Raw genomic sequence first — 21,721 nt, 5'->3', positions numbered from 1 at the left:
CTGGCCTTTTCCATATGAAGGTTGCTGGACGTCCTGGTTTGGTGAATAACCCACACACATTTGAGCTGGGTGGCCCATAGAGTAACCATGGCTGTCATCTCACAGAAGACTGTCTTCCGCGATGTCGAACACATCCTCGGTAGTGGAAGCGGGACTCTGGACTTCGCAGTCAAGGGAGAAGACGACTACTACACCTGGAACGGTGTCGAGGATGCCGACTGGAATGTCGAAGATATCGCGCGTGTCGAAAACGTTGAAGAGGATCGATTCATCATGTACCCCGTCGGTGAGACGTTCATCTGTGAAATCGATGCTGAAGAGGACGAATTCAATCACGGGCCGGTACGTTGCTACTGTGAGTAACAGTCCAGCGCGCCGCGACCTCTTCTCATTTTATTCCCCTAATAAAGAGCAGATCCAACTGAGATAGCAGATCACGTTGGAGTCGGAGGGCACTGAGAGTTAGATTTATATATTACCCCAATATTCTTCAGGTATGCCTCAAAGTGCTCTCGGAGAAGGCCAAAATAGCACTTTATCGGAAAAAGCCGGGGAGAGAGTTCTTCGTATCGGAGATGAGAAACCGATTCGGATCAGCGCGGGCCACCGAATTCTCCACCACGACGGGAAGTGTTCGCGTCCACACGGACACAACTACCAGATTACCGTCAAGGTGACAGGCACCCTCTCGGAAGAGGGATGGATCGTCGATAAGGGCGATGTGACCGACGTCATTGACAAGTGGGATCACATGTTTCTCGTTGAGGACGGTGACCCACTCATCGACGCGTTCGAAGCGTCGGGTGACGACGATGCGCTGGTCGTGCTGGATCATCCGCCGACAGCGGAGGTGATGGCAGTCATGCTCGAAGAGCAAATGGTAGAGGCGTTCCCGGATTCTGTCTCCGGTGTTTCCGTCTCGGTCCGAGAGACCGGGGAGCTCTGTGCAGCGTACTAATGCCGGTTGCCAGTAACGTTGATGAACTCGGCCCCGAGGGTGATGCTGAGAAGGAAGGACTCCCGATTAACGAACTCTTCTGCTCGCTGCAAGGGGAAGGAAAATTCGCTGGTATTCCCTCAGTATTCGTGAGGACTTCGGGATGCAATCTCCGATGTTGGTTCTGTGATTCCTATCACACTTCGTGGGAGCCGACCGGAGCATGGCTCTCGATCGAAGACATCGTAGACGAGATTTTATCGTACGATCAAGCCGACCACGTTGTCTTCACGGGTGGTGAACCGATGATTCACGAAGAATCAGTGGAATTGCTCGACGAGTTGGCCGACCATGGCTATCACACAACCGTAGAGACGAACGGAACCATTTACCGAGATGCGGCGATCGATCTGGCCAGCATCAGTCCCAAACTCGCCTCCAGTACACCCACAGCAGAGCGTGACCCGAAGGGCGATGGCGAGTGGGCCGACCGTCACAAACAGCGTCGTATCGACATGGATGCCCTCACAGCACTCGTCGATAAATATGAGAGTCAACTGAAGTTCGTCGTGACTGGAGGCGACGATATGGTCGAGATCGAATCGTTGGTCAAGCGGGTTCGAGATGCAACCAACACGACCGTCCCCGGCGAGGATGTGCTGCTCATGCCAGAAGGGATGACCCGAGAGGAACTGGACGCGAAGAGAAACGATGTCGCGGAGTTAGCAATGGAATACGGCTATCGCTACACACCGCGATTACACGTCGATCTCTGGAACGACGCACCTGGAACATGACGAGCCAGCAGTACCACACGAACGGCGCGGATGGGGAGTCAGGCAGTATCGATTGGGAAAAAGCACAGCGTGCGACTCGGATGTTGCTGGAGGCGGTCGGTGAAAATCCCGACAGAGGCGGATTGAAAGACACGTGGGAACGTCGGGTACCAGCTACGTTCGAGACGCTCACCGAGGGCCAGCAGGACGCTGAAAAGCCCGAAATGCGCACCTTCGAAGCCGAAACGACCGATCTTGTGATCAAGACCGGGATTCCGGTGTACAGTCTCTGTGAGCACCACATACTTCCCTACCACGGTGTTGCAAACATCGCGTACCGTCCAAACAGCGATGTCGTCGGGCTCTCGAAACTGGCTCGGTACGTCCGGTGGCAATCGCGTCGGCTGACGGTACAGGAAGGGCTAACGAGAGATATCGCTGAAGGATTGGCGGACGAAGTAGATGCAGAGGCCGTCAGGGTAGAGATTACGGCGACACACCTCTGTGAAGCGATGCGTGGCGTCGAAACGGCAACTGAAACCACGACCCAGACTACGATTGGTGAACTGACTGAAAACGAACAGCGGCGGTTCCGCTCCGCGGTAGATTCCCATGAGTAACAACAAACGTGCAGTCATTCTGGTTTCCGGTGGTATGGACAGCGCAACGGCAGTCTACGAGGCAATGGATCGCGGCTACGAGCCGTACTTCCTGCATACCTCCTATGGACAAGAGACAGAGAATAAGGAGTACGAGTGTGCGAAGGCGCTGGCCGAGGAGGTCGATGCAACAGACTTCCTGCACATCGAGACGGGACACCTCTCCGCAATTGGCGCATCGAGTCTGACCGACGATGAAATGGAGGTTGAGGACGCTGATCCCGACAGTAATGATATTCCGACATCCTACGTCCCTTTCCGGAATGCAAATCTACTGTCAATGGCTGTCTCCTACGCCGAAGCGAACGATTGTTCTGCAGTCTTCATTGGGGCTCACTCCGAGGATTTCTCAGGATACCCGGACTGTCGCCCCGTGTTCTTCGACGCCTTCCAGCAGGTCATCGATGTCGGAACGAAACCGGATACTGAGATCGAACTCGTGGCTCCCTTCGTCGAGTGGTCAAAAACCGACATCGCCGAACGTGGGTTGGAACTCGGTGTCCCATACGAGATAACGTGGTCGTGTTACCGGGACGAAGCACCTGCCTGTGGGACGTGCGATTCCTGTGCCTTCCGTCTGGAAGCTTTCCGTAGGGCAGGTTCTCGGGATCCGATAGAGTACGCCGAACGATCTGCTTTCAATTAATTTAGTACTGAGCGCATCCGCCAGCGAAGGGATCCGCCTGTTTAGTCATCTTAGATTTCTTCTCGAAATTCTATATTAGTCATATTATAATAATTCAGATGTGAATTGTCAGGCATATTCATTCGGACAAACATTTTTATATCCCCGCTTTGTCTCGGAGTATTGTGTCGGAGGATAGGAAATTAGCTCGGGCATTAGGAACCACCGAATCGCCGATTATTATACACGATTCACAGTTGGAAAAGCGGGACCAGAGAGCACGAGCACAACTAAGGACGATTCCGTTCTTTCTGGAGTTAGGCGTCTCGCGCTTCGTGTACGACGACCTCTGGGCCCGCGAGTTTCAGTTGGTGAACCACGGCCATTGTTCTCCCGGGGCAATAACACTATCCGATGTTTCGTTTCCGCTGACTCATATTGCCACCGAGAAACAACTGCGGTCGAAGGACGAACAAGATCAGGGACAAGAGTTCATCTCACAGGCAGACGTCACATGGGAGTTGTTCAAAGAAGGCACAGAGGCGACAGGCGGACAATACGTGTTTGTCACCGATACGCCCACACCTCATATTGAGTCCCGAATCCCCGTTCCAAGGCGTTCAGTTGCAGATCAGTTCAATGCAATCAGCTTCGAGTATGAACAGCTGATCCACGAATACGTGAAGTCAAACGTTGAATCCCGGCTCCCTCTTTACGATACCAAGAACTTGTACTTCCACCGAGTCTCAGAACATCATGCCACCCGAGGTGCACCGGCATCCGAACTTGTTGAGTTGTTCGATTACGAACGCGCCCCGATCGAAAGTCCCGTCTGGGAACCGTTACACTTCTTTATAGAACACGAACTCGAAGAGGTTTTGGAGGAGTACGAGGCACACGTCACGACTGCCCTTCGGTCGTGGATCGAGTGGGGCGATACTGAAAAGATCGCAAAGCGAATGATTGCGACCCTTCACCGATGTAATTTCGACAGCGGGGAACTGACCGAGTACCAGCATTCAGACCAACGATGATCCACCACTAATGACGGACGACATTTACACCTACGCAGACGGAAAATCGACCAAAGACCTGGCCAGCTATCAAGGCGTTCGTGGAGCCGAAGTCAAGGCAATAGCTACGAACGTTCAAGGCTCGACGCCCATATCACAAGTGCACCAGGATTTCGTTCGACCGGCAGATGATTCGAATACGGACTCCGTAGATGACACGGTACAGTTCCTCCACGCCATCGACATAATCGAGAAACCGTCCGAACGCGTAGTCGAACCAATCGACGACCAACCGTTCTCGGAGTATCCATTCGAAATTCGAGTGCTTCACCATCTCAAACAGCAGCAGGACGCTCAAGATCACTTCGCCCGGATTCAGGAAGTTATGATTGAGAAAGAAAAAGACAAGGAGGTCCGCCTCTACGACAAAGGCAACTTGAAAGAAGACCTCGAACGGGAAGCAGACGACTACCCCTTCGACTGGACCGTTCAGAAGGTCGAGATGTGGTACAACCTGATGGCACCAGTAGGCCTCATTTCGATAAAAGATAACCAGGAAATCGGAACGAGTCCATGTCCCGCGCTGATTTACGACCTTCTCAAAGAGTTCGAGCGTGAGGAGGGCTCAAACAGCATCCGCGAAGCGCTGGACTGGATCGAAGAACACTTTTTCGCGTGCTATGCGTCACGGGGCGGCGTTCCCCGCGTCTATCTGGGGCTTAGCGATACCATGAAGACGATGATCGAAGACGACGTGCTGGCACTAAAGACACCGAGTGACGCTACTTATCAGGTGAGGATTCCAGCGACAAAAGCTGACCAGGTGAGCCGGTTCGAACTCAGCGAACGACCAGACAAGCCGGCGTATCGATATCCGCTTGAACATGATGAGGTGGCTACGTTATGAGTCTTCTTGCCGACCAGAGACCCTGGGACGACGAGGTCGTTCGGACATATCTTACAGCAACTGCACAACAAAAAGATGATCCGAAGACCTTCTACAATACGCACCTTGATATCGACCGGATTTATGCAAAATTCTTACCTCGATATCAGGATGAGTTCGTAACACAGGAGCAGTTCCGAGACGAGTTAGTTGATTCACCCATCGACGCAGATATCCGAACGTTCATCGTTCGCGGAGAAACCGGGTCTGGGAAGAGCCAACTCTGTCAGTGGTTGGACTACGAACTCGCGGGGAAAGGAGAATCGGAGGGTGCACCGGATCGAATCCCGCTACACATCAAGGCCAACCAGACGAACATAGAGCACATTATCTCAACACTTGCCGAACCACTCGGTGAGGACCCCGAGATTAGACAGGTAACAGAACTAGACGCGGAAAAGGTGGCTGATGCGATTGTCAGAAATCTGGTTGCAAATCCGGGACAGAAACTTGCGGATGCTAACATTGATCGAATAATTCAGGAAGGCAATCTGGAGTCGATGCTGGCGTCGAACATACAGGAGTATCAGAACGGTCTATATGAAGGTGATGAAACCGACTTCGATCCTAACCTCATCTCGAAGGAAGACTACCGGGATATCGCTCTTTCCCTCGGCACCGATTCTGTATTCCACAACAAAAGGCAGGTGCTTCGACAGGCACTTCGAGACGAGATCCACCGACACTTCTCACACGTCATTGGTGTAGATGACTTCCAAGGGCAGCTCCGAGACTACGCTCAGCGCTACGTAGAGGAACTCGACAAGCGACCGGTAATCATCTGTGAGGATGTCACTACGTTCTCGGTGCTGAAAGAGCAATTGCTCGACCAAATCATTCAGGTCGAGAGCGCGACCTATGATATCGTACTCGGCTACACCACCGGGTTCGAACAAGACGACCTGCAGGATGCACTCAGTAACCGTGGCAACGAAGACGCGTTGACATACCTTCAGGACCGCTCTGAGGGGTACCTGAGTCTGACACAGGACGGGGTTGCCTACTTCCTGGACAACTCGCTATCGGTGGATCTTGTTCACAAGTACATGGATGTGATCAAGCGTGAATCCGGAGCAGAGATCAACGAATCTACTGAATCGGCCTTTGACGGACTCTACCCGTTCAACCGAGCGTTCGTACAGATGGCATACGATCATCTCTTAGAGGATGGGTCTCCTCGTCGCACACCACGCGTACTATTACAGAAGGTCGTACGACGCGTGCTCCTCTCGGACGATCCGCCATACGAAGTGGTGGATAAGAACCCGAACGTGGACAACCAAGTGACCCCTATCGATCCCGGGTCGTACTCAAACCAAATGCAAAAACTCGCCACATGGTACGGGTATCGTGACGAGGTACGCGATGATTCGTCAGAGATTCTTATCCATCGTGGCGTACTGGAAGCGTTCGAGTTCGATACAGACGGTGAAGGGACGGTTGACTACGAGGGGGCCAACTACGTTGCGTTTCATCCGAACGAAGCGGCGACTCGCATTCTCGGAAACGCCGATAACTCCCGGCCATCAATCCCAGCGTCAGAAGAAAGCGAGTCAGAAATCACCAAAACACCGGGGACAGAAAAGGAAACGAAAACCGAGATCGATAAGAAAGAGAAAACTAAGACCAAAACAAAACAGGGCGGCGAGGGGGAAGATACGGATCGGCGGGAGAACCAGATCAACGACTTCTTAGAGTGGGTGGAGACCGGCGACAGTTACCCGAGTTCGGAGGTACTCCGTTCCGGAGCAGAATCAGTATTGGGGATGTGGCACGATCCCACAAAACTCGGGAACACGAACTCTTCGAGAGATCCAGCAACTGCTATCTACTATACACGCGGTGAGAAGGTCCCAGTGTCCATCGAAGGGCCAGACGAGCGTGATGGCCTGTCAGTAATGCTTCCGTTCGGAAAGGAGTACATGGATCTCTACTTCGAACTGTTGGAGGTCGGAATGAATGAAGACGGGGAGCTTCCCGAGTCCGCAACAGTTGAACAGCTGCGGTCGTGGGCGACGAATTCCGTCGTCGGCTTCCGACAGAAGATGCGTAAGGAGATCGAAGACGATAAAAACGGTATGCTTCCTCCCGGACTTACGATAGAGCACACTATCTTGCTCGGCAAATTGTTGCTCTCGAACGCTGAGTTCGGGACGACCGAATTCGACCGTGAAGCCATATTCGATCGACAGGTTCCCAGAGATCGAGAATACGAGAGTCCTATTCGAGAAGCCCTCTCAGACGAATCCAGTCTCAGATCCACACTCGGTGGACTCAAAGATCGCCGGAGGGACATCGAGGGACTCGTTGATGGATTCTTCCTGTTGAAAAAGAACCTCGTGGATCATGATCGACTCGACCCTGTTCGAAAAGATATCGCGTCGGATCCTGATAAGTACCTGCAGTTGGCACAACAGATCGATACGGAGAAACTCGACTACCCAAGTGCGTACAATATTGGTACAAGTCGTTCTTCCAATAAGAAGACCAGCGTCGTAACATTCTTGAACTCTATTTCGGATTACGCCATCGAACTGTCCCGTCTGAGTGACGAAGACCTCGAATCGCACTTTGAATCCGCGCTGGATCCGATTCAACAGTGGCACGACCCGAGCCATAGGGCGGACGAGATCGAATCCATGCTAGATACGCTGATTGAGTGTCTTGGTATGTTTGGCGTGACGAAACTGGAGCGCTGGGAGAACGTTCAGCAGGAATTGCACGAGAAGAAGTCCATCGATCTTACCACATTCAACGAATCTATATCGTCGTTCGTCGAGTTGGAGGCGGAGTCGCCGCTCGAACGGGTCGAACTCCTCCATGAGTTCCAAGCAAGCAAAGAGGACCACATAACCTGGGAAGTGTATCGAACCTTCGACGAGATTATCGAGGAGTTATCCGGGCTCGATGTCTCCGAAAGTAGCGACCTGCGAACGCAGATTCAGGAACTGAACGAGGTCACAGAATATGAATCCGCTCGAAGTGATGTCATCAATGCGGTGAATTCCTACTAATAATGAGTAACGCTGCAACACTTTCAAAGGCAGTCGAAGCCATCGAGAAGCAAGCAGATCGTAAGGAGAGGGCCGAGAATATCGACGAAAAGGTAGCCACGGCTAAGGGAACAGTATCAAGCCTGAACAGCGACGTGAGAGAACTCGCTGAAGCGGTCGAAACCTTGCAGTTCTACCGACGATTGCTAAATGAGATGTTTGAGGGGAATGAGACACCAAGAGTTCAAGCCGCGCTTGACGAGGCCGAAGACGCTGTTAAGTCAGATAAGGCCGACATTGTTGATGCAGTGGTCGAAAACACGGGAGGTGGCCCAGGGACACCGATTAACGAGTTGCGGAAGGACGTAACTGCTGCGACATCCTCAGTCAGCAAGGCGACAGACATCGTCAAGGAGCGGCTCCGAAGCTACAAGAATGAATGGGAGAAGCGCCTCTCTTCGGCACGGGACCTGCAAGAAATCATCGGCGGACAAAACGACGAATTCGCCAAAACGGTCAATTGGCTGGAACAGATCATCACGACAAATATGTGGGAACCGGAGCGAACCGCATCCACAGTGGTCAACAACTGGGAGAACGCTACCAGGCAGTGGGAGAACCACCAGGAGTTGCAAGGACTCGACGCGTTCCAAGAGACTCACGGCCTGAGTGATGACACTGTCGAAGCGGTCGAACGGTTAAGTTCGCGCTCCAGTCTAACTCTGGCCGATGTGGATGTCGAGGTACTCCGCGAGTTGAAAGGTATTGACCAGTTAGCGAATGCTGTCGAGTTGAGTATTTGAGTGATGCTACGAGGGATTCAGCGATGAACGATCCTGCTCGCCACGCTGCTTCGATGCGGGAGGCCTACCAGACCTATCTCCAGGGGCGTGGCGGCATACCTGCTCGAAGTGTTTCACAGCGGTTACAACCGGATTCGGCTGGGGAATCGACACTCGCAGGGATGCGAGGTCCGTATTTGCAGGCGCTACCGATCGCCAACTGGAGCGATACGGACTGGGAATCGTTTGCACAGAATCAGTCACTACATCCGAACGTAATTCGGGCGTTCAAGCAAGAAGGATTCCGACGGCTCTACGACTTCCAAGAACGGAGTGTCAGTACCATTCTCGACGGTGATGATACTGTCATCACCGCAGCAACGGGTCGAGGAAAAACTGAGGCATGGCTCATCCCGATTCTTGACCGAATCGTCACCGCCAAACGGAATGAAGATTCCGACGGTCGAACACCGACGAAGGCGCTGCTACTGTATCCGACGAAGGCCCTGGCACAAGACCAGTTCAAACGCCTCGTCCAAATCCTCTATCGTATCAACCGGAATCTCAGACAGAAAGAGTGGGTCACGGTTGGGATTTACGACGGTGATACGCCTCGAAACAGCTACGAATCAAAAGCACAGGGGTACCTGAACCGGACTTTCCAGCACTTCGGCTGTCCCGGTGCGAACGACGAACTGGAGAAATGCCAGAACTGTCGGCAGGGCGTGTTCGTTGAGCGAACGACTGACGACTACCGTCTTCGTCCCGACAAGCCTCGCTGTGAAACCGACGCGGACCACAAGGTCCCATTGGATTTCGTCCGTTTGACGAAGAACTCCGTGTTGGAATCCGGAGCTGATATCATCTTGACCAATCCGGACACCCTTAACTACCGTCTGCTCAACGTCAATGCTGAAACGGAGCAAGAGGCCTTCGTTTACGATCCGTCGTTCCTGGTATTTGACGAGGTACACACCTACGACGGACTGCTCGGGAGTTATACGGCCACTCTGGTCAAGCGACTCCGACGGCTCCGCGAGCAGAACGACAGTAACCCGTTACAGGTGATTGGGAGTAGTGCGACCGTCGATAACGACGCGGAACTGTTCCGACAAATCAGCGGTGCAACCGACATCAGTAGGGTGAGCGAGGAGCCACGCACACTCACTGCTGACCCACCTGAGGAAGCGCCATCCGTTCTGTATGAAGACATTGTGTCAGCGGATTCAATCGTCAAAGCAGGCAGACAAGAAAACCAAGCCCCTTCTCAGCTGGGAGACATCGACCTGAACATCCCGGAAGCGGAGTCACTTGACAATGAACGGGTCGAAGAGCGGGTCGCTGACGATCTGTACGATTTCTACACTGACGAGAACCCTACCGATTCCGTGGTGAAGACGCTACAAGCACTCCATACTGACCTGTCGAACGATCCTCGTTCACCCGAGGCATTCATCCAGGATTGTGCTGATCGGTTCGATATTTCGATAGAGGCGGCAGAAACATTAGTTGATAATTTCCAGCGGATAGGGCAGTTTGCAGGATTGCTCGAAAGCCGAAACCACCTCTTTTCGTGGCCCCTTGACGGGTTTTACGCCTGCGCCGCCTGCACCGCAGTATACCGCTCGCCGCAGGAGCGTTGTGAGGCCTGTGGAGAAGACTTCGTAACCCGAGCGACGTACTGCCGCCAATGCAACGAAGAGTACCTTGTGGCGAACGCCTGCTCCCGCTGTGGGCAGCTGGAACCCTACGTCCACACCGACGAGGGACTAATCGGAGAGGACGAACACGAATTCTGTTCGGCGTGCCTCTCGTCGAGCGGAAGTTCGATCCCGATGCATCGTGTGACGTTCCGGCCATACCACGAGTGCACCAGTTGCGGCACACACGAGGGACGGAGCGTCATCGCCTCCTGTCCAGACTGTGGCTCCCCCGGAGTCCCGACCGGCGACGATGAATACACCTGTCGAAACCCGTCCTGTGGCTACGGGTGGTCCGAGACCCCGACGTGTTCAGTATGCGCTACCTCCGATTTTGAACTCGCTACTGTTCCCGGTTCAATCGTTTGTAGCGAATGTGGTGAACACCACGAGCAGGACGTGCTCCCGACGACGTGTGAATGCGGGACAGAGGTGAACAGTACACGACTCTTGCCGTGGGTCTGTGCAGATGAGAGTTGTGATGCTGTTCACTTCACTCGTGATCCACCAAGACAGTGCTCCTGCGGTTCAACCGACTTTGCGAAAGGTGGGCTGGCTGAATTAGCTGTGACTCTCTCGTGTTCGGAGTGTGATGGCGAAGTCGTTCCGGGTGGAGATTGCGGATGCGACGCTCCAGACTACCAGGTCAACGAACAGCCATATCGCAAGTACCGAACATGGGACGCCAACGGGAACGTCGTATCGCCACTTGAACATCGGAATGCGATGCCGTGTTCGCATGGACTGTACTCGACGGTCGTTGGTGACGCGTTCGACGAACTACTACGGAGTCCGACGAACGTGGCGGTAACCACCTCCCAGTATCTCCTCCGGGATCTCGTTGACGACTCTGGATTCGACGATGCCAAGCTCCTGTCTTTTTCAGACTCTCATCGGGACATGAAGGATCTCGACCGGGCATTCACCGACCCTGAGGTCGAAACCGTACTGGATCAACTTATCCTGACGTCGATATCGCTCGAACAGCAAGCGGTCGCTCCGGACGATTTGGGGCCCGAAGACCTCGAATCGCTTCGCCCAGGAGACGAGGGGAAAGGTACCAGTAAAACGACGGACTGGGTGCCACTCGACGCTGTCACAGATACCGCGTATGAGTTACTACTCGTACTCGAATCAGAACTTGGTGGTGAGGATGTCCGAAGCGCGGCCGGAATCGACCTGGGTTCAGTGATTCTCGGGACATCATACATATCCAATCAAGAACGAGCGATAAAGGATCGACTCCGGCGGCGAGCGGTTCGTCACATCGGCGAACAGCGTGGCACTGGCGGCGTTTCACTCGAACGAGACGGACTCATCGACGTTCGACTCAATCCGGTAGTCGGCGACGAACTGAGCGATGCTGAGAAAGAAGTTATTGGAGCTCTCGTCGCCGCGGGGAACAACGCCCTCCAGGAAGATATCGTAGGTGATTCAGGACCACTGGATGCGGCAGCCAATCGCCTCTTGCAGCAGGATGTCTTCGTCCGACGAGACGATGATCGCCTCGCGCTCTCACCGGGTGCGGTAGAGATCATACACGCAGGAGTTGGAAACATCGGCTACGACCCGGACGCGAACGAATACTACTCGACGATACACCGACGATTCGGACATGGCGAAAACATAGTCGATTGCCCAGACACGCTACGGGACCGCGCTGACGTATCACACCCGCGATTCACCGAACGTGCCTACACCGCGAGTCGGAGTCGGATCGCGCTCCTCCTAAGTCGGCTTTACTACGGTTCGACACCGAAGATGGAGCGCCGTGAGATCGAACACCGCTTCCGAAGCGAACCCTCGCCGAACTTCCTCTCATCTGGACCCACCATGGAATTGGGTGTGGACATCGGAGCGCTGGACGCACTCCTGATGTATGGGACGCCGCCGAACATGAACGCCTATCTTCAGCGAGTCGGACGAGCAGGACGGTCCTCGCATTCATCGCTGGTACACAGCGTCAGCCAGCGGAATCCGATTGATTACTACTACTACGACGAACCGACCGAACTCATCACGGCCGACAAGCAACCCGTTCCGCTCAACGAACACAACGCCCGAGTCCTGGAAATATCACTTACATGGGCTGTTTTCGATTACGTCGCTTCGGAATTCGTAATTCCATGGGATGTCTCTCAGCATGACGTTACCGGCGGCGAAGAAGTCGTCCGGCGAAAAAGCGCAACCCTCGCACAGCGTGAGGATGCCTCGAAGTACACACAGCTACTGGCAAAGTCAGTCTCGTCGCTGGATTTGGACGAAGAATCATCCCGGCTTCGGCCGCTCGGTATCACTATCGAGGACAACGAATCCGAGATACGATCTCACCTCGAATCCCTGCTGAATTACGCGTACTGTCCGAACTGTCACCGACGGTATGAGGCCAAACAAAACGGGGAGACGTGCCAAGAAGAGGAGTGTGATCGAACACTCATCGATGCAAAAGAGGCACACGGAGAATGCATTGATACCGCACTTCAGAATGTGACAGAGGTGTTTGTAGACGGATACCGGAATTACACGGATCGAATTCGGGACCGGATCGGCGCTCTCGAAGACCGCAGGCGGGGACTGGTCGCCAAGCGTGATGCTGCAACAGAGGGGGAAGACATCGAACGACATGAGCGAGCAATCGAGCAGGTTGATTCCCGCGCCGATGTCCTCTCAGACCACCTCGAAACACTCTCTGGAGAGAGTTACGGCGACGTACTGACCGAAGCGTTCGCTGAGTACGCGTTCAACCTTCGGTCGGTATCTGACTCGGTAGATATCTCGGTCGTTGACGAAAAAGGTGAACCGACACAGATCGGTGACGACAGGGGCGGTCGGTCAAGCCGACTCGCTCTGGGGGAACTCCATCCAGGAGCTGCCTACCTCCATGAGCGTCGTCCGCACGTTGTGGCACAGGTCATCACCGATGACAAGGCATCGGCCGATCTCCGAGATCACGTCGAAGGAGCGATCGATGTCGAGGAGTCGCCGCTTACTTCCGAGTTCATTTGCACCGAGTGTGGAGACGCTTCGACGGATCGGATGGCCGGTTGCGAGTGTGGGAGTAGGCAGTGGCAAGAGCGTCGTCTGTATTCGATGGAGTCTGTGGAAGCGACACTCGATACGCAACCCCTCCCGAACGAACTCGACAAGGCAGGAACCGTCTACGAAAAGCCAAGCGAGCGTGTCCAAAACACATTCTCGCGCCGGCACACCGAAATCCTGCGCTTCGACTCTTCAGAGACGTTCTCGCTGGTGTCCGAAGATGGTGAAGAGATCGGGACACTCTCGTATGGCGAGTATGATATCCTCGAATACACAGAGTCGTTCCGCGCCAAGTACCAGTCCGGTGGAATCGACGACAGCGAAACGAAATTCCAGGTATGTACTGAACCGGACTGTCCCGGTATCATCTACGAGGACTACGAGGATACCCGGCGGTGTTCGGCGAACCCCGACCATTCTCCCGACACCGAGGGGACAGACGCTTCGTTCGCCCGATTCGGCTACGAATACGAAACGGAAGGTGTGAGACTCACACTTCCGGATGCCGGCACCGATGCAACGCACACGCTCGCACACGGCCTTCGACTCGCACTACAGAAGCTGTCTGGCGTTCCGATCCGTGATGTCTCAGAGCACGTCGGCGACGCCCACGTTGATGTGTTCGATGCACAGGAGGGTGGCGCTGCTGTCGCCCGACAACTGGTTCAAGAACGTGATGGCGAGTTCCAAAACTTCGCCACGGCGATGGAAATGCTCGAAACCCAGTTCCGCTGTGACTGCACTGACGGTTGTCCGCGATGCGTCTACCAATACGGTTGCGCAGAGCGGAATCAACCACAGACATTCGATCTGGATAGCATACGTTCGCGTATTCTGGGTGAAGAGGTCAAATTACGGCGGCCTGGGATCGAGGAATAATTTGACTCGGATCTGTTGAAACCCTTGACATCTGATAAGATCTCTATGCTGACTACAGAGTATTGTGGTCAGACCTGACGGTAGATTCAGCTCAAGATGAGTCCTACCGGATTCACTGTCGAGTGGATGCACTCACTCACTGCTGGAAGTCTCGGTCAGTAGAGTATGAGTATATTTATTGCCGTTCTGAGTCTTGCAGTTCTCGATGGAGAGGACAGTTGAAGGAGACAAATGGGTTACTCGCGGATGGATCAGCGTTCTTGAGGTATTATACAAGACAGACGTTGTTGTCAGTCTCGCGCACATACGTACCTCTGATACAGACTACGCAGTTGTTGAGCAGTTATCGTCAGACTCTGAAATACTTACGGAGACTGAACTAACTGAGAATCAAGCGATAATTGAGTTAAATCATCTTCTGGAGGAAGGCCTTGTGGATTATATAAGGCCGTTCGAGGACACCGATTTTGTAGTATACCGATTAACAGATGCAGGGTATCAGGTGGCACATGAGCGAAAGCGAACCGAGATGGAAGAGAGGTGGCGCTCTGAAAGTCGCAAAATTGATGTCGTACTTACGATAGCAACCGGATTTCTGGCTGCTGGAGCGTTCGTCCAGGTATATTTAGCATACAGAGAACTCCAGTCTCCCAGTCAGTGGTTGCTTTTGACAGGTGCAACACTCGTTGTTATTCTCACAATTTCACTAATTGTTGGTCGGCGTGGCGTCCGTGGCCCGAGTTTTTGGTAAATGGGTGGTTGATGGGTAGGTACAATACCTGTGGGCAATGACGAGGTTGAGCGACTGATACGTCCCTTTATTCTCCCCAAATTAGTTTACCTTCCCCTGGTAATTGCTATATCTGCATCAAAAGCGAGGCAAGTCTTCTATGGTTGATACACTTTCGAAGGAGGAATTCCGAGCGCGGTGGAAAGAGGTTCATGGGTGGAAGATTCGTGGCGGCAAATCCGACATTCTGGAGCACGAAGACGGGCCGCTTTGGGTCATCGCAGGACCAGGAACCGGGAAAACAGAGGCTCTCATTATCAGGACGCTCAAGCTACTGACTGTAGAGGGCGTACCCGCAGAGTCGATCATGCTGACGACCTTTACGGAGAAGGGTGCTGAGGAACTCCAAGACCGGATTACGAACGCGGTTGAGGACTTCGGATACGGCGACGACATCGATGTCGAAAATCTTCGTACTGGGACGCTTCACAGCCTCTGTGACGAGGTCATGCGCGAGTTCCGATATCCGGAGTACATCGACCTCGAACTTCTCGACGGAGAAGATCAAGAGTTCTTTATCAAGCGAAATGCCGAGGCGGTTGACTGGGTCAAGAGTAACTCCGAGGTCTACGAGTACTTCCGTCCAGTCATGCCGCGGTTTAGTTCGGAATACGGACCGAACACCTGGCAAGCCACCCAGATAGCCACACAGGTTCTCAACAAAACCCGACAGTATCTGGTTGATCCAGACGAGTTAGCCGAAGCCGACGAGTCGGTGCTTCGAGAACTCGCTGACGAACTGTCTCGATATCAGGAGACGCTTGCCGAAGAGTACCGAACAGATTTCGCAGAACTCCAGCTACATTTTCTGAACTTCCTCGATTCGGAGTTCGGTCGGAGTTTCGTCAACGGTAACGAGGAGTTGGATCAGCCGCCACTTGAGTACGTACTCGTCGATGAGTATCAAGATACGAACCCGCTTCAGGAAGCTATCTACTTCGAACTGGCGCAGGCCTGCGACAGCGATATCACTGTCGTCGGAGACGACGATCAGGCGATGTACCGATTCCGAGGTGGATCCGTTGAGTGTATGGTTCGGTTCGGCGAGAAGTGTCGGACGGAGTTCGGCGTTGAACCGGAAACGGTTCAACTAACACAGAACTTCCGCTCGCATTCCGACGTCGTCGATTGGATCAACAGATACATTGGAAATCACCAGAACCTACCGTCCTCTGCTCGGGCAGGGGAGAAGGAATCGCTTGAGTCCGCCGCTGGTATCGATGGAGATTACCCAGCAGTTAGTGCAATACTGGGCGACTCTCGTCGTGACGCTGCCGACCGAATGGCCTCCTTCATCGAATTCCTGCTTGATGAGGGAATTATCGACGATTACAGCCAGATCGCGCTACTCCTGCGGAGCACGCGGGAATCTCCCCAGAATGCTCAAGACTTCGTTGATGCGTTACGGGACGCTGGAATACCGATATACAATCCGCGGAACAAGGCACTCACCGAGCAGGAAGAAGTCCAACTGGCGTTAGGAGCACTCGTAACGCTGCTCGACCGCTATCATGCCGTCCGCGAAGCGGACTACATGCGTGGCCGATTCCTTGACACGGTAGACGAGTGGACCGAGCGGTTCGACGAGTTCCGCAAGACGAACGAAGGTTCCGAACTCGATGAATACATCAAACGATCGTACGAGAGCTTAGACCGGGCAGGATTCGAAGAGGAACTGGAAACGGTTCAAGACGTGTTTTACCGTATCCTCTCACGTGAACCCTTCAGTACCTGGCGTGAAGAGGATCCGAACCGCTCGGTTCGACTCGCTCGACTCTCGAACCTCATCGAAGCGTATTCGAACGTGTACAGCGGGAATCTCCGTACATCGGCCAATATCCCAGGTCATTTCTCTCATGGATGGCTTCGGGGATTCTACTATAATTTCCTGCAATACGTCGCAAACTCAGGATTCGATGAACCAGAGGATCCGTACGACCAGATTCCCGAGGGACTTGTCCAAGTGATGACCGTCCATCAGGCGAAGGGACTTGAATTCCCTGTGGTGTTCGCTGGAGACATCAACAAACGAGACGGCCCAGGAGGTACGCATTTCATGGAGAACGAGTTGGCACCGTACTCGGGGCTTTCGCTCGATTCAACGCCAGAAGAGCGTGCGGACAGAGACAATGTCCGTCGTTTCTTCGTTCAGTACTCACGAGCGCAGGACCAACTCGTATTGACTGGATCCAGAAGTTCGGTCGAACAGATCGCGCTTGGCCACGATACAACCGGCGAACCACTCCATACAGAGTGGTTTGACGCGAACGACGCAGAAATCGGGGAAGAAGCTGATTTCGACCGCTACCGGACAATAGACCGTGATTTCGAGGCCGACGACGGGCCACGCCGTCGCTACAGCGTGACCGGGGATATCCTCTCGTACCGACGGTGCGCCAGACAGTACGGACATTTCACGGACTTCGGCTTCTCGCCAGCTGGGTCGGGACAGCTCTACTTCGGTCAGGTGGTACACCGGACGCTGGATCGGATTCACCAGCAATACAAGGGACAGATCGAAGGCAAGGAGGCGGGTGTGGTTCCAGACGAGGGAACTGTCGAAGAGTACTTTGAGCAGGTAAGCGAGTCGCTGGTCTCTCGGGGGATCTACCCGATGAGCGAGAAGGCTGAAGAGAAAGCGCTTGAGTACATAAAACGGTTTAACAGCCAGATGGGCGATGAGTTGTATCCTGCCGTGAAGGACACTGAGCACCAACTCAAGCGCCAACACGAGGATTTCGTTCTGCAGGGCACAGTAGACGTGCTAACACGGTCTGCTGCTGACGACAATGATCCCAGTGACTGGGAGATTTGGGATTACAAAGCGTCCCAAGTTCCACCGGAGGACAGCCAAGACATGCAGAACTATCGGTTCCAGATGCAGGTATACGCGGGGCTATTCGAACTGAAAAACGGCGACTTGCCCTCCCGCGCAGTACTGTACTTCCTTGGCGAGAGAAATCCCGAAGACGCCATGGTCGAGATTTCATTTACCAGGGATAAAATTGACCGTGCAATCGAGATATTCAGTAACACAGTCAACAATATCGAGGACAGTCGGCGCATGGAGTCGTGGCCCGCTCCAGATCCGGAGGAGGCACCGACAGAGGAGACTTGTGCCGACTGTGACCTCCGGTGGGACTGCCCCGCCGTCGAAGGGAGATATCCACTACGGACCCCTTGAGACACAACCTCTAAACACTGATACGAGGGGATCTTAATCATCTCGGCACTACGAATTCCCTTTCCAGCTCTGCCCTTCTGTATAATCCTTAGCTACAGAAACTCCTGTTCCGTCTTATCTTCCTACACCCTAAAGACTTCACTTCGGGTGTTTGTAAAGATGAACGGCCGCACACCACTGCGGCCCGAAAAACCCGACGCACCACCGTCGGGTTTTGTGCGGGTGAACCTCGGCCACCATGCCGAGGGGTCACTCTCTCTTGGGGAGCCGGATCGCACATCTCTGAGCGCCCGGCATTGTGTCGACACAGCTGAGCCTACTTCAATGCCCGCAAAACTGAATGTAGGAGTTTGTTTACGAACTCCTACATTCAAATGAGTGGAACCTTCTATTGCTTATAAACCACCAATCAGATCATGACCCAAGAAACAAATTCCAACATTCGCGCGAAAGTGTGGTTGGAACCGACCCAAGTGGATACACTTCGGAACGCTTGCTACGACGACACCTTCGCCTCATATCTTCAGCAGCGAAACGATGCGATCATCGGTCTGCTTTACGACAGTGGATTGCGAGTAGGTGAACTTGTTCAGGTTGATGTCGAGATGCTGCGTGACAATAATACAGCGCTTTACCTACCAGCAAATGTTCAGAAAGATTATCCGAACGAGAATACTCCCAGTGCGGTAACGATCAATTTGGATAGTGAGACCACCCGAACGCTGAATTCCTATCTGGCTTCAAGATGGAAGGAGACTGAATCCCTGTTTCCGTCAAGGAAATCAAACCGGATCTCCGAGCAAGGCATCCGATACATGCTCCATGCAGTTGCTGAGACTGCTGATGTTCAACCATTCAAACTGGATGGTAGTCGTGGAGACCCAAGTGATGTGACGCCACACTCATTGCGTCACAGCGTCGCTTACCGAATGCTCCATGAGAACAACGGGAATACTCTTTATGACGTTCGCAACCGTCTCAGACATCGTTCTATCCAAACAACAGAGCGCGTCTACGACCACTTCAGAAGGGTCTGAAAGGAACAGCACGAACACCAGACATGCAATCGCAGTCCTCGACTGTTCTCATCTCATCGAACTCTGTGATACTTGAGTCAAAGGTCGGGCTCAAGGATCACGGAATATTCTCGATTAACCCGATAGAATGTACCCGTCACCATCCACACGACTTGGTAGTTTCAAATCAACAATCTCTGCTGTTATTCTGGTTCCGAAGGAGAGCATGTTGAATTCAGGAACGAAACGCCCCACTTCGATTGGACCATACTCCTGCAAACTCTCATCAAAATCCTCTGGCTTGTGTGCTGGCTTGTACTGACCAGGCGCTACACAAATTATGTAACAGGAGTATCCTTTATTCAACATCACATCGAGTTTCCGATACAAAGCACATAGCCGACTCTTATAATAAAGTTCAACAACGACTGGTTCTGGTTCTTCAATGACGACATCTGCTCTCATCGAACCACCTCCTTTTTTGATATCTGATTCAATATCAACGGTTTCTCGATCGTACCCAAGCTGAGTACAAGCGGTTTTTATTGCTTTCTCACAACCTACTTGATGTACAACAGAATTCTGGGGACGACTGAAACAATCATCCTTCCCACTACTGTGTGTGAAGAGTTCGTGCTGATCTGCCCTTCGATTAAATTCTACTTCGTCATTACAGAGCAGGCAACAGTAGGTGTCTGTATCTGAGAACAGCGACTTCGGGTCTATGACATCAACTCCAGATATCAGTTGATCAGATGAGCTGTGTATGGCGGTGAACATCGGTTATCGAACCTCCGGCGGCGCGAGATTTTTCATCGCAAAATCGGAACTCGGAACGAACCGTCCAGCAAGCTCAGCAAGTTCCCGTGTCCGCTCGATATCAGCCAGATTATGCTTCAGAAGTGGTAGCCAGTCTCCGTTTTCGAACGCTGTGACGGCTTCTTCACTGTCTGTGAATGGATCACAATTGTCGTCACCAATGAGTGTATTGTAGACGCCCACCAAGTCACCAACATCGTTTGTGGCAAACCGGCTTGTAGCCTCCATTGTGTCTGCGTAGGCAATATCACCGAAAGGCCACGGAACATCATTTCGGATGCAGGCAGATCGGAGAAATGGAAGATCAAACCCCCCATTCCAGGTTTCCCCATTGTAGGCTGTGAGGTAATGGATATCGCCGTCAATCCGATTATCAGCGAAGTCATCGAGAGTTCGAAGTAGCATCTCTTCGTTCGCTACTACAGTGAGTTCGGTTTGATTATCCGTACATTGATTGAGTGCTTCTGTAAGGGAGTCAGTGGAGGCGTGACGGTCCCCAGTATTTAGCACAATCCAATTGGTCAGTTGATGTGATATCCCAGCAACAGTTACTACAGCCTGGTCATCTAAGCCAGAGGTTTCAATATCGAATGCAACTGGTGCAAGATTACCCATGTTGAATAGTAGTCAATGTATGAATATAAGTTTCCGTAAACCAGGGTGAAAGTGGTTGATAGCCTCATAACACGAACTTTTAAATTTATTTGGGTTCCGAAATATTGGGGCTGGTATTGCAGAATTCTGAATACACCATCCATGCCCATTGATAATAACGTCTTAGCGGGGATGGAAGATCAATCCGAGATACAACGCCACTCAGGGTGAAAGTGTTACAGGTTTCAGAGAACTGGCAATTGCCAACCCATAAAAATAAAATTACGTCTCTCCCACAGCAGAGATTACCCTGTCGTAAATTCCAAATTTATATACCGCATCTAAGTACGGTTTTCGAACATCTTTTTCCCAGTCTTGATTTTCTTTATGTTGGTACGTCTCACTGTCTGCATCACCACTGTTGCGATCACCCCGGATTCGATACTGTCGAACTCTATCCAAGAGTTCGCCTTCGTGGAGTTCTGATGATCCTACTCTGTGTGCATCAGAAAAGAAGTGTCGGACTACATGGTAAGTGAATTTCTGCTCGGTGGAGAGTCCGTGATCCCACATTATTGCTCTACGGTGTTGTGATCCACAGTCCTGGCACTCAAAGATTCGGCCCGTTTTTTCGGCATCAACTTGATTCCACTTTACCACAGATCCACCGCAGTCAGGGCATTGATTAAGAGATCGTTCTCTTCCGTACTTTTTCACGCTATCAGGGTTATTTTCATTCCTAAATAGCCTAATTGCCATCGCATCAGACCCTAACCGTGCTGGACTCGTACCTCCTTCTTCTTGCTTCTTATTGGTAAATAATGGTTGAACAGTCCGTCCAGTTGTATCTGGACGTACGAGTAAATATTCTACTCAGCTTTGCACGTTAGCGTCAGCTGTTGAATGAACGAACAGGTGATCGATTTCTTCCATCAGGTCATCGACGCCACGATCATTATTGTCCCGAAC

General features: G+C 52.6%; 15 protein-coding genes. 13 read left to right on the top strand and 2 right to left on the bottom strand.

Annotated features, from left to right (window positions below; genetic code table 11):
* The first annotated feature begins 87 nt into the window (after positions 1-87).
* From OB916_RS05840 to OB916_RS05780, 13 genes are all read left to right on the top strand, one after another.
* Complete coding sequence (locus OB916_RS05840; protein ID WP_315908352.1) at positions 88-363, top strand: hypothetical protein; 276 nt, start codon at positions 88-90, stop codon at positions 361-363.
* Positions 364-496: 133 nt separating this feature from the next.
* Positions 497-958, top strand: coding sequence for a 6-pyruvoyl trahydropterin synthase family protein (locus OB916_RS05835; protein ID WP_315908351.1), 462 nt, complete (start codon positions 497-499; stop codon positions 956-958).
* A complete protein-coding gene (locus OB916_RS05830) occupies positions 958-1,734 on the top strand; it encodes a 7-carboxy-7-deazaguanine synthase QueE (RefSeq protein WP_315908350.1) in 777 nt (258 codons plus the stop codon). Before OB916_RS05835 ends, OB916_RS05830 begins: the two co-directional genes overlap by 1 nt.
* Positions 1,731-2,333: a GTP cyclohydrolase I gene (gene folE, locus OB916_RS05825; RefSeq protein WP_390884033.1), complete on the top strand. Its 603-nt coding sequence runs from the start codon at positions 1,731-1,733 to the stop codon at positions 2,331-2,333. Before OB916_RS05830 ends, folE begins: the two co-directional genes overlap by 4 nt.
* On the top strand, positions 2,326-3,018 hold the full coding sequence (queC, locus tag OB916_RS05820) for a 7-cyano-7-deazaguanine synthase QueC (protein WP_315908349.1): 693 nt from the start codon (positions 2,326-2,328) through the stop codon (positions 3,016-3,018). The genes folE and queC overlap by 8 nt, the downstream gene beginning before the upstream one ends.
* Positions 3,019-3,182: 164 nt before the next feature.
* On the top strand, positions 3,183-4,031 hold the full coding sequence (locus OB916_RS05815) for a hypothetical protein (RefSeq protein ID WP_315908348.1): 849 nt from the start codon (positions 3,183-3,185) through the stop codon (positions 4,029-4,031).
* A 10-nt stretch (positions 4,032-4,041) separates the two neighbouring features.
* Complete coding sequence (locus tag OB916_RS05810; RefSeq protein ID WP_315908347.1) at positions 4,042-4,917, top strand: hypothetical protein; 876 nt, start codon at positions 4,042-4,044, stop codon at positions 4,915-4,917.
* Positions 4,914-7,970, top strand: a complete 3,057-nt coding sequence (locus OB916_RS05805) for a hypothetical protein (RefSeq protein ID WP_315908346.1) — start codon at positions 4,914-4,916, stop codon at positions 7,968-7,970. The genes OB916_RS05810 and OB916_RS05805 overlap by 4 nt, the downstream gene beginning before the upstream one ends.
* A 2-nt stretch (positions 7,971-7,972) precedes the next feature.
* Positions 7,973-8,752 (top strand): hypothetical protein, encoded by a 780-nt coding sequence (locus OB916_RS05800; protein WP_315908345.1) that lies wholly within the window; start codon positions 7,973-7,975, stop codon positions 8,750-8,752.
* A gap of 23 nt (positions 8,753-8,775) precedes the next feature.
* Complete coding sequence (locus OB916_RS05795; RefSeq protein WP_315908344.1) at positions 8,776-14,349, top strand: DEAD/DEAH box helicase; 5,574 nt, start codon at positions 8,776-8,778, stop codon at positions 14,347-14,349.
* Positions 14,350-14,554: 205 nt separating this feature from the next.
* The gene (locus OB916_RS05790) at positions 14,555-15,100 is read left to right on the top strand and encodes a hypothetical protein (protein ID WP_315908343.1); all 546 of its coding nucleotides are present in this window, start codon (positions 14,555-14,557) and stop codon (positions 15,098-15,100) included.
* Positions 15,101-15,239: 139 nt separating this feature from the next.
* A complete protein-coding gene (locus OB916_RS05785; RefSeq protein ID WP_315908342.1) occupies positions 15,240-18,323 on the top strand; it encodes a UvrD-helicase domain-containing protein in 3,084 nt (1,027 codons plus the stop codon).
* 416 nt (positions 18,324-18,739) lie between these two features.
* Complete coding sequence (locus OB916_RS05780; RefSeq protein ID WP_315908341.1) at positions 18,740-19,360, top strand: tyrosine-type recombinase/integrase; 621 nt, start codon at positions 18,740-18,742, stop codon at positions 19,358-19,360.
* A 114-nt stretch (positions 19,361-19,474) separates the two neighbouring features.
* Here the strand turns inward: OB916_RS05780 and OB916_RS05775 are convergent, their stop codons facing one another.
* Together OB916_RS05775 and OB916_RS05770 are read right to left on the bottom strand one after the other, a co-directional pair.
* Complete coding sequence (locus OB916_RS05775; protein ID WP_315908340.1) at positions 19,475-20,119, bottom strand: hypothetical protein; 645 nt, start codon at positions 20,117-20,119, stop codon at positions 19,475-19,477.
* Positions 20,120-20,122: 3 nt separating this feature from the next.
* Positions 20,123-20,773: a hypothetical protein gene (locus OB916_RS05770; RefSeq protein ID WP_315908339.1), complete on the bottom strand. Its 651-nt coding sequence runs from the start codon at positions 20,771-20,773 to the stop codon at positions 20,123-20,125.
* Positions 20,774-21,721: the final 948 nt, after the last annotated feature.

Origin of the sequence: Halapricum hydrolyticum (assembly GCF_025517535.1) — an archaeon.
GTDB lineage: Archaea > Halobacteriota > Halobacteria > Halobacteriales > Haloarculaceae > Halapricum > Halapricum hydrolyticum.
This window is presented reverse-complemented; position numbering and strand designations above follow the sequence as displayed.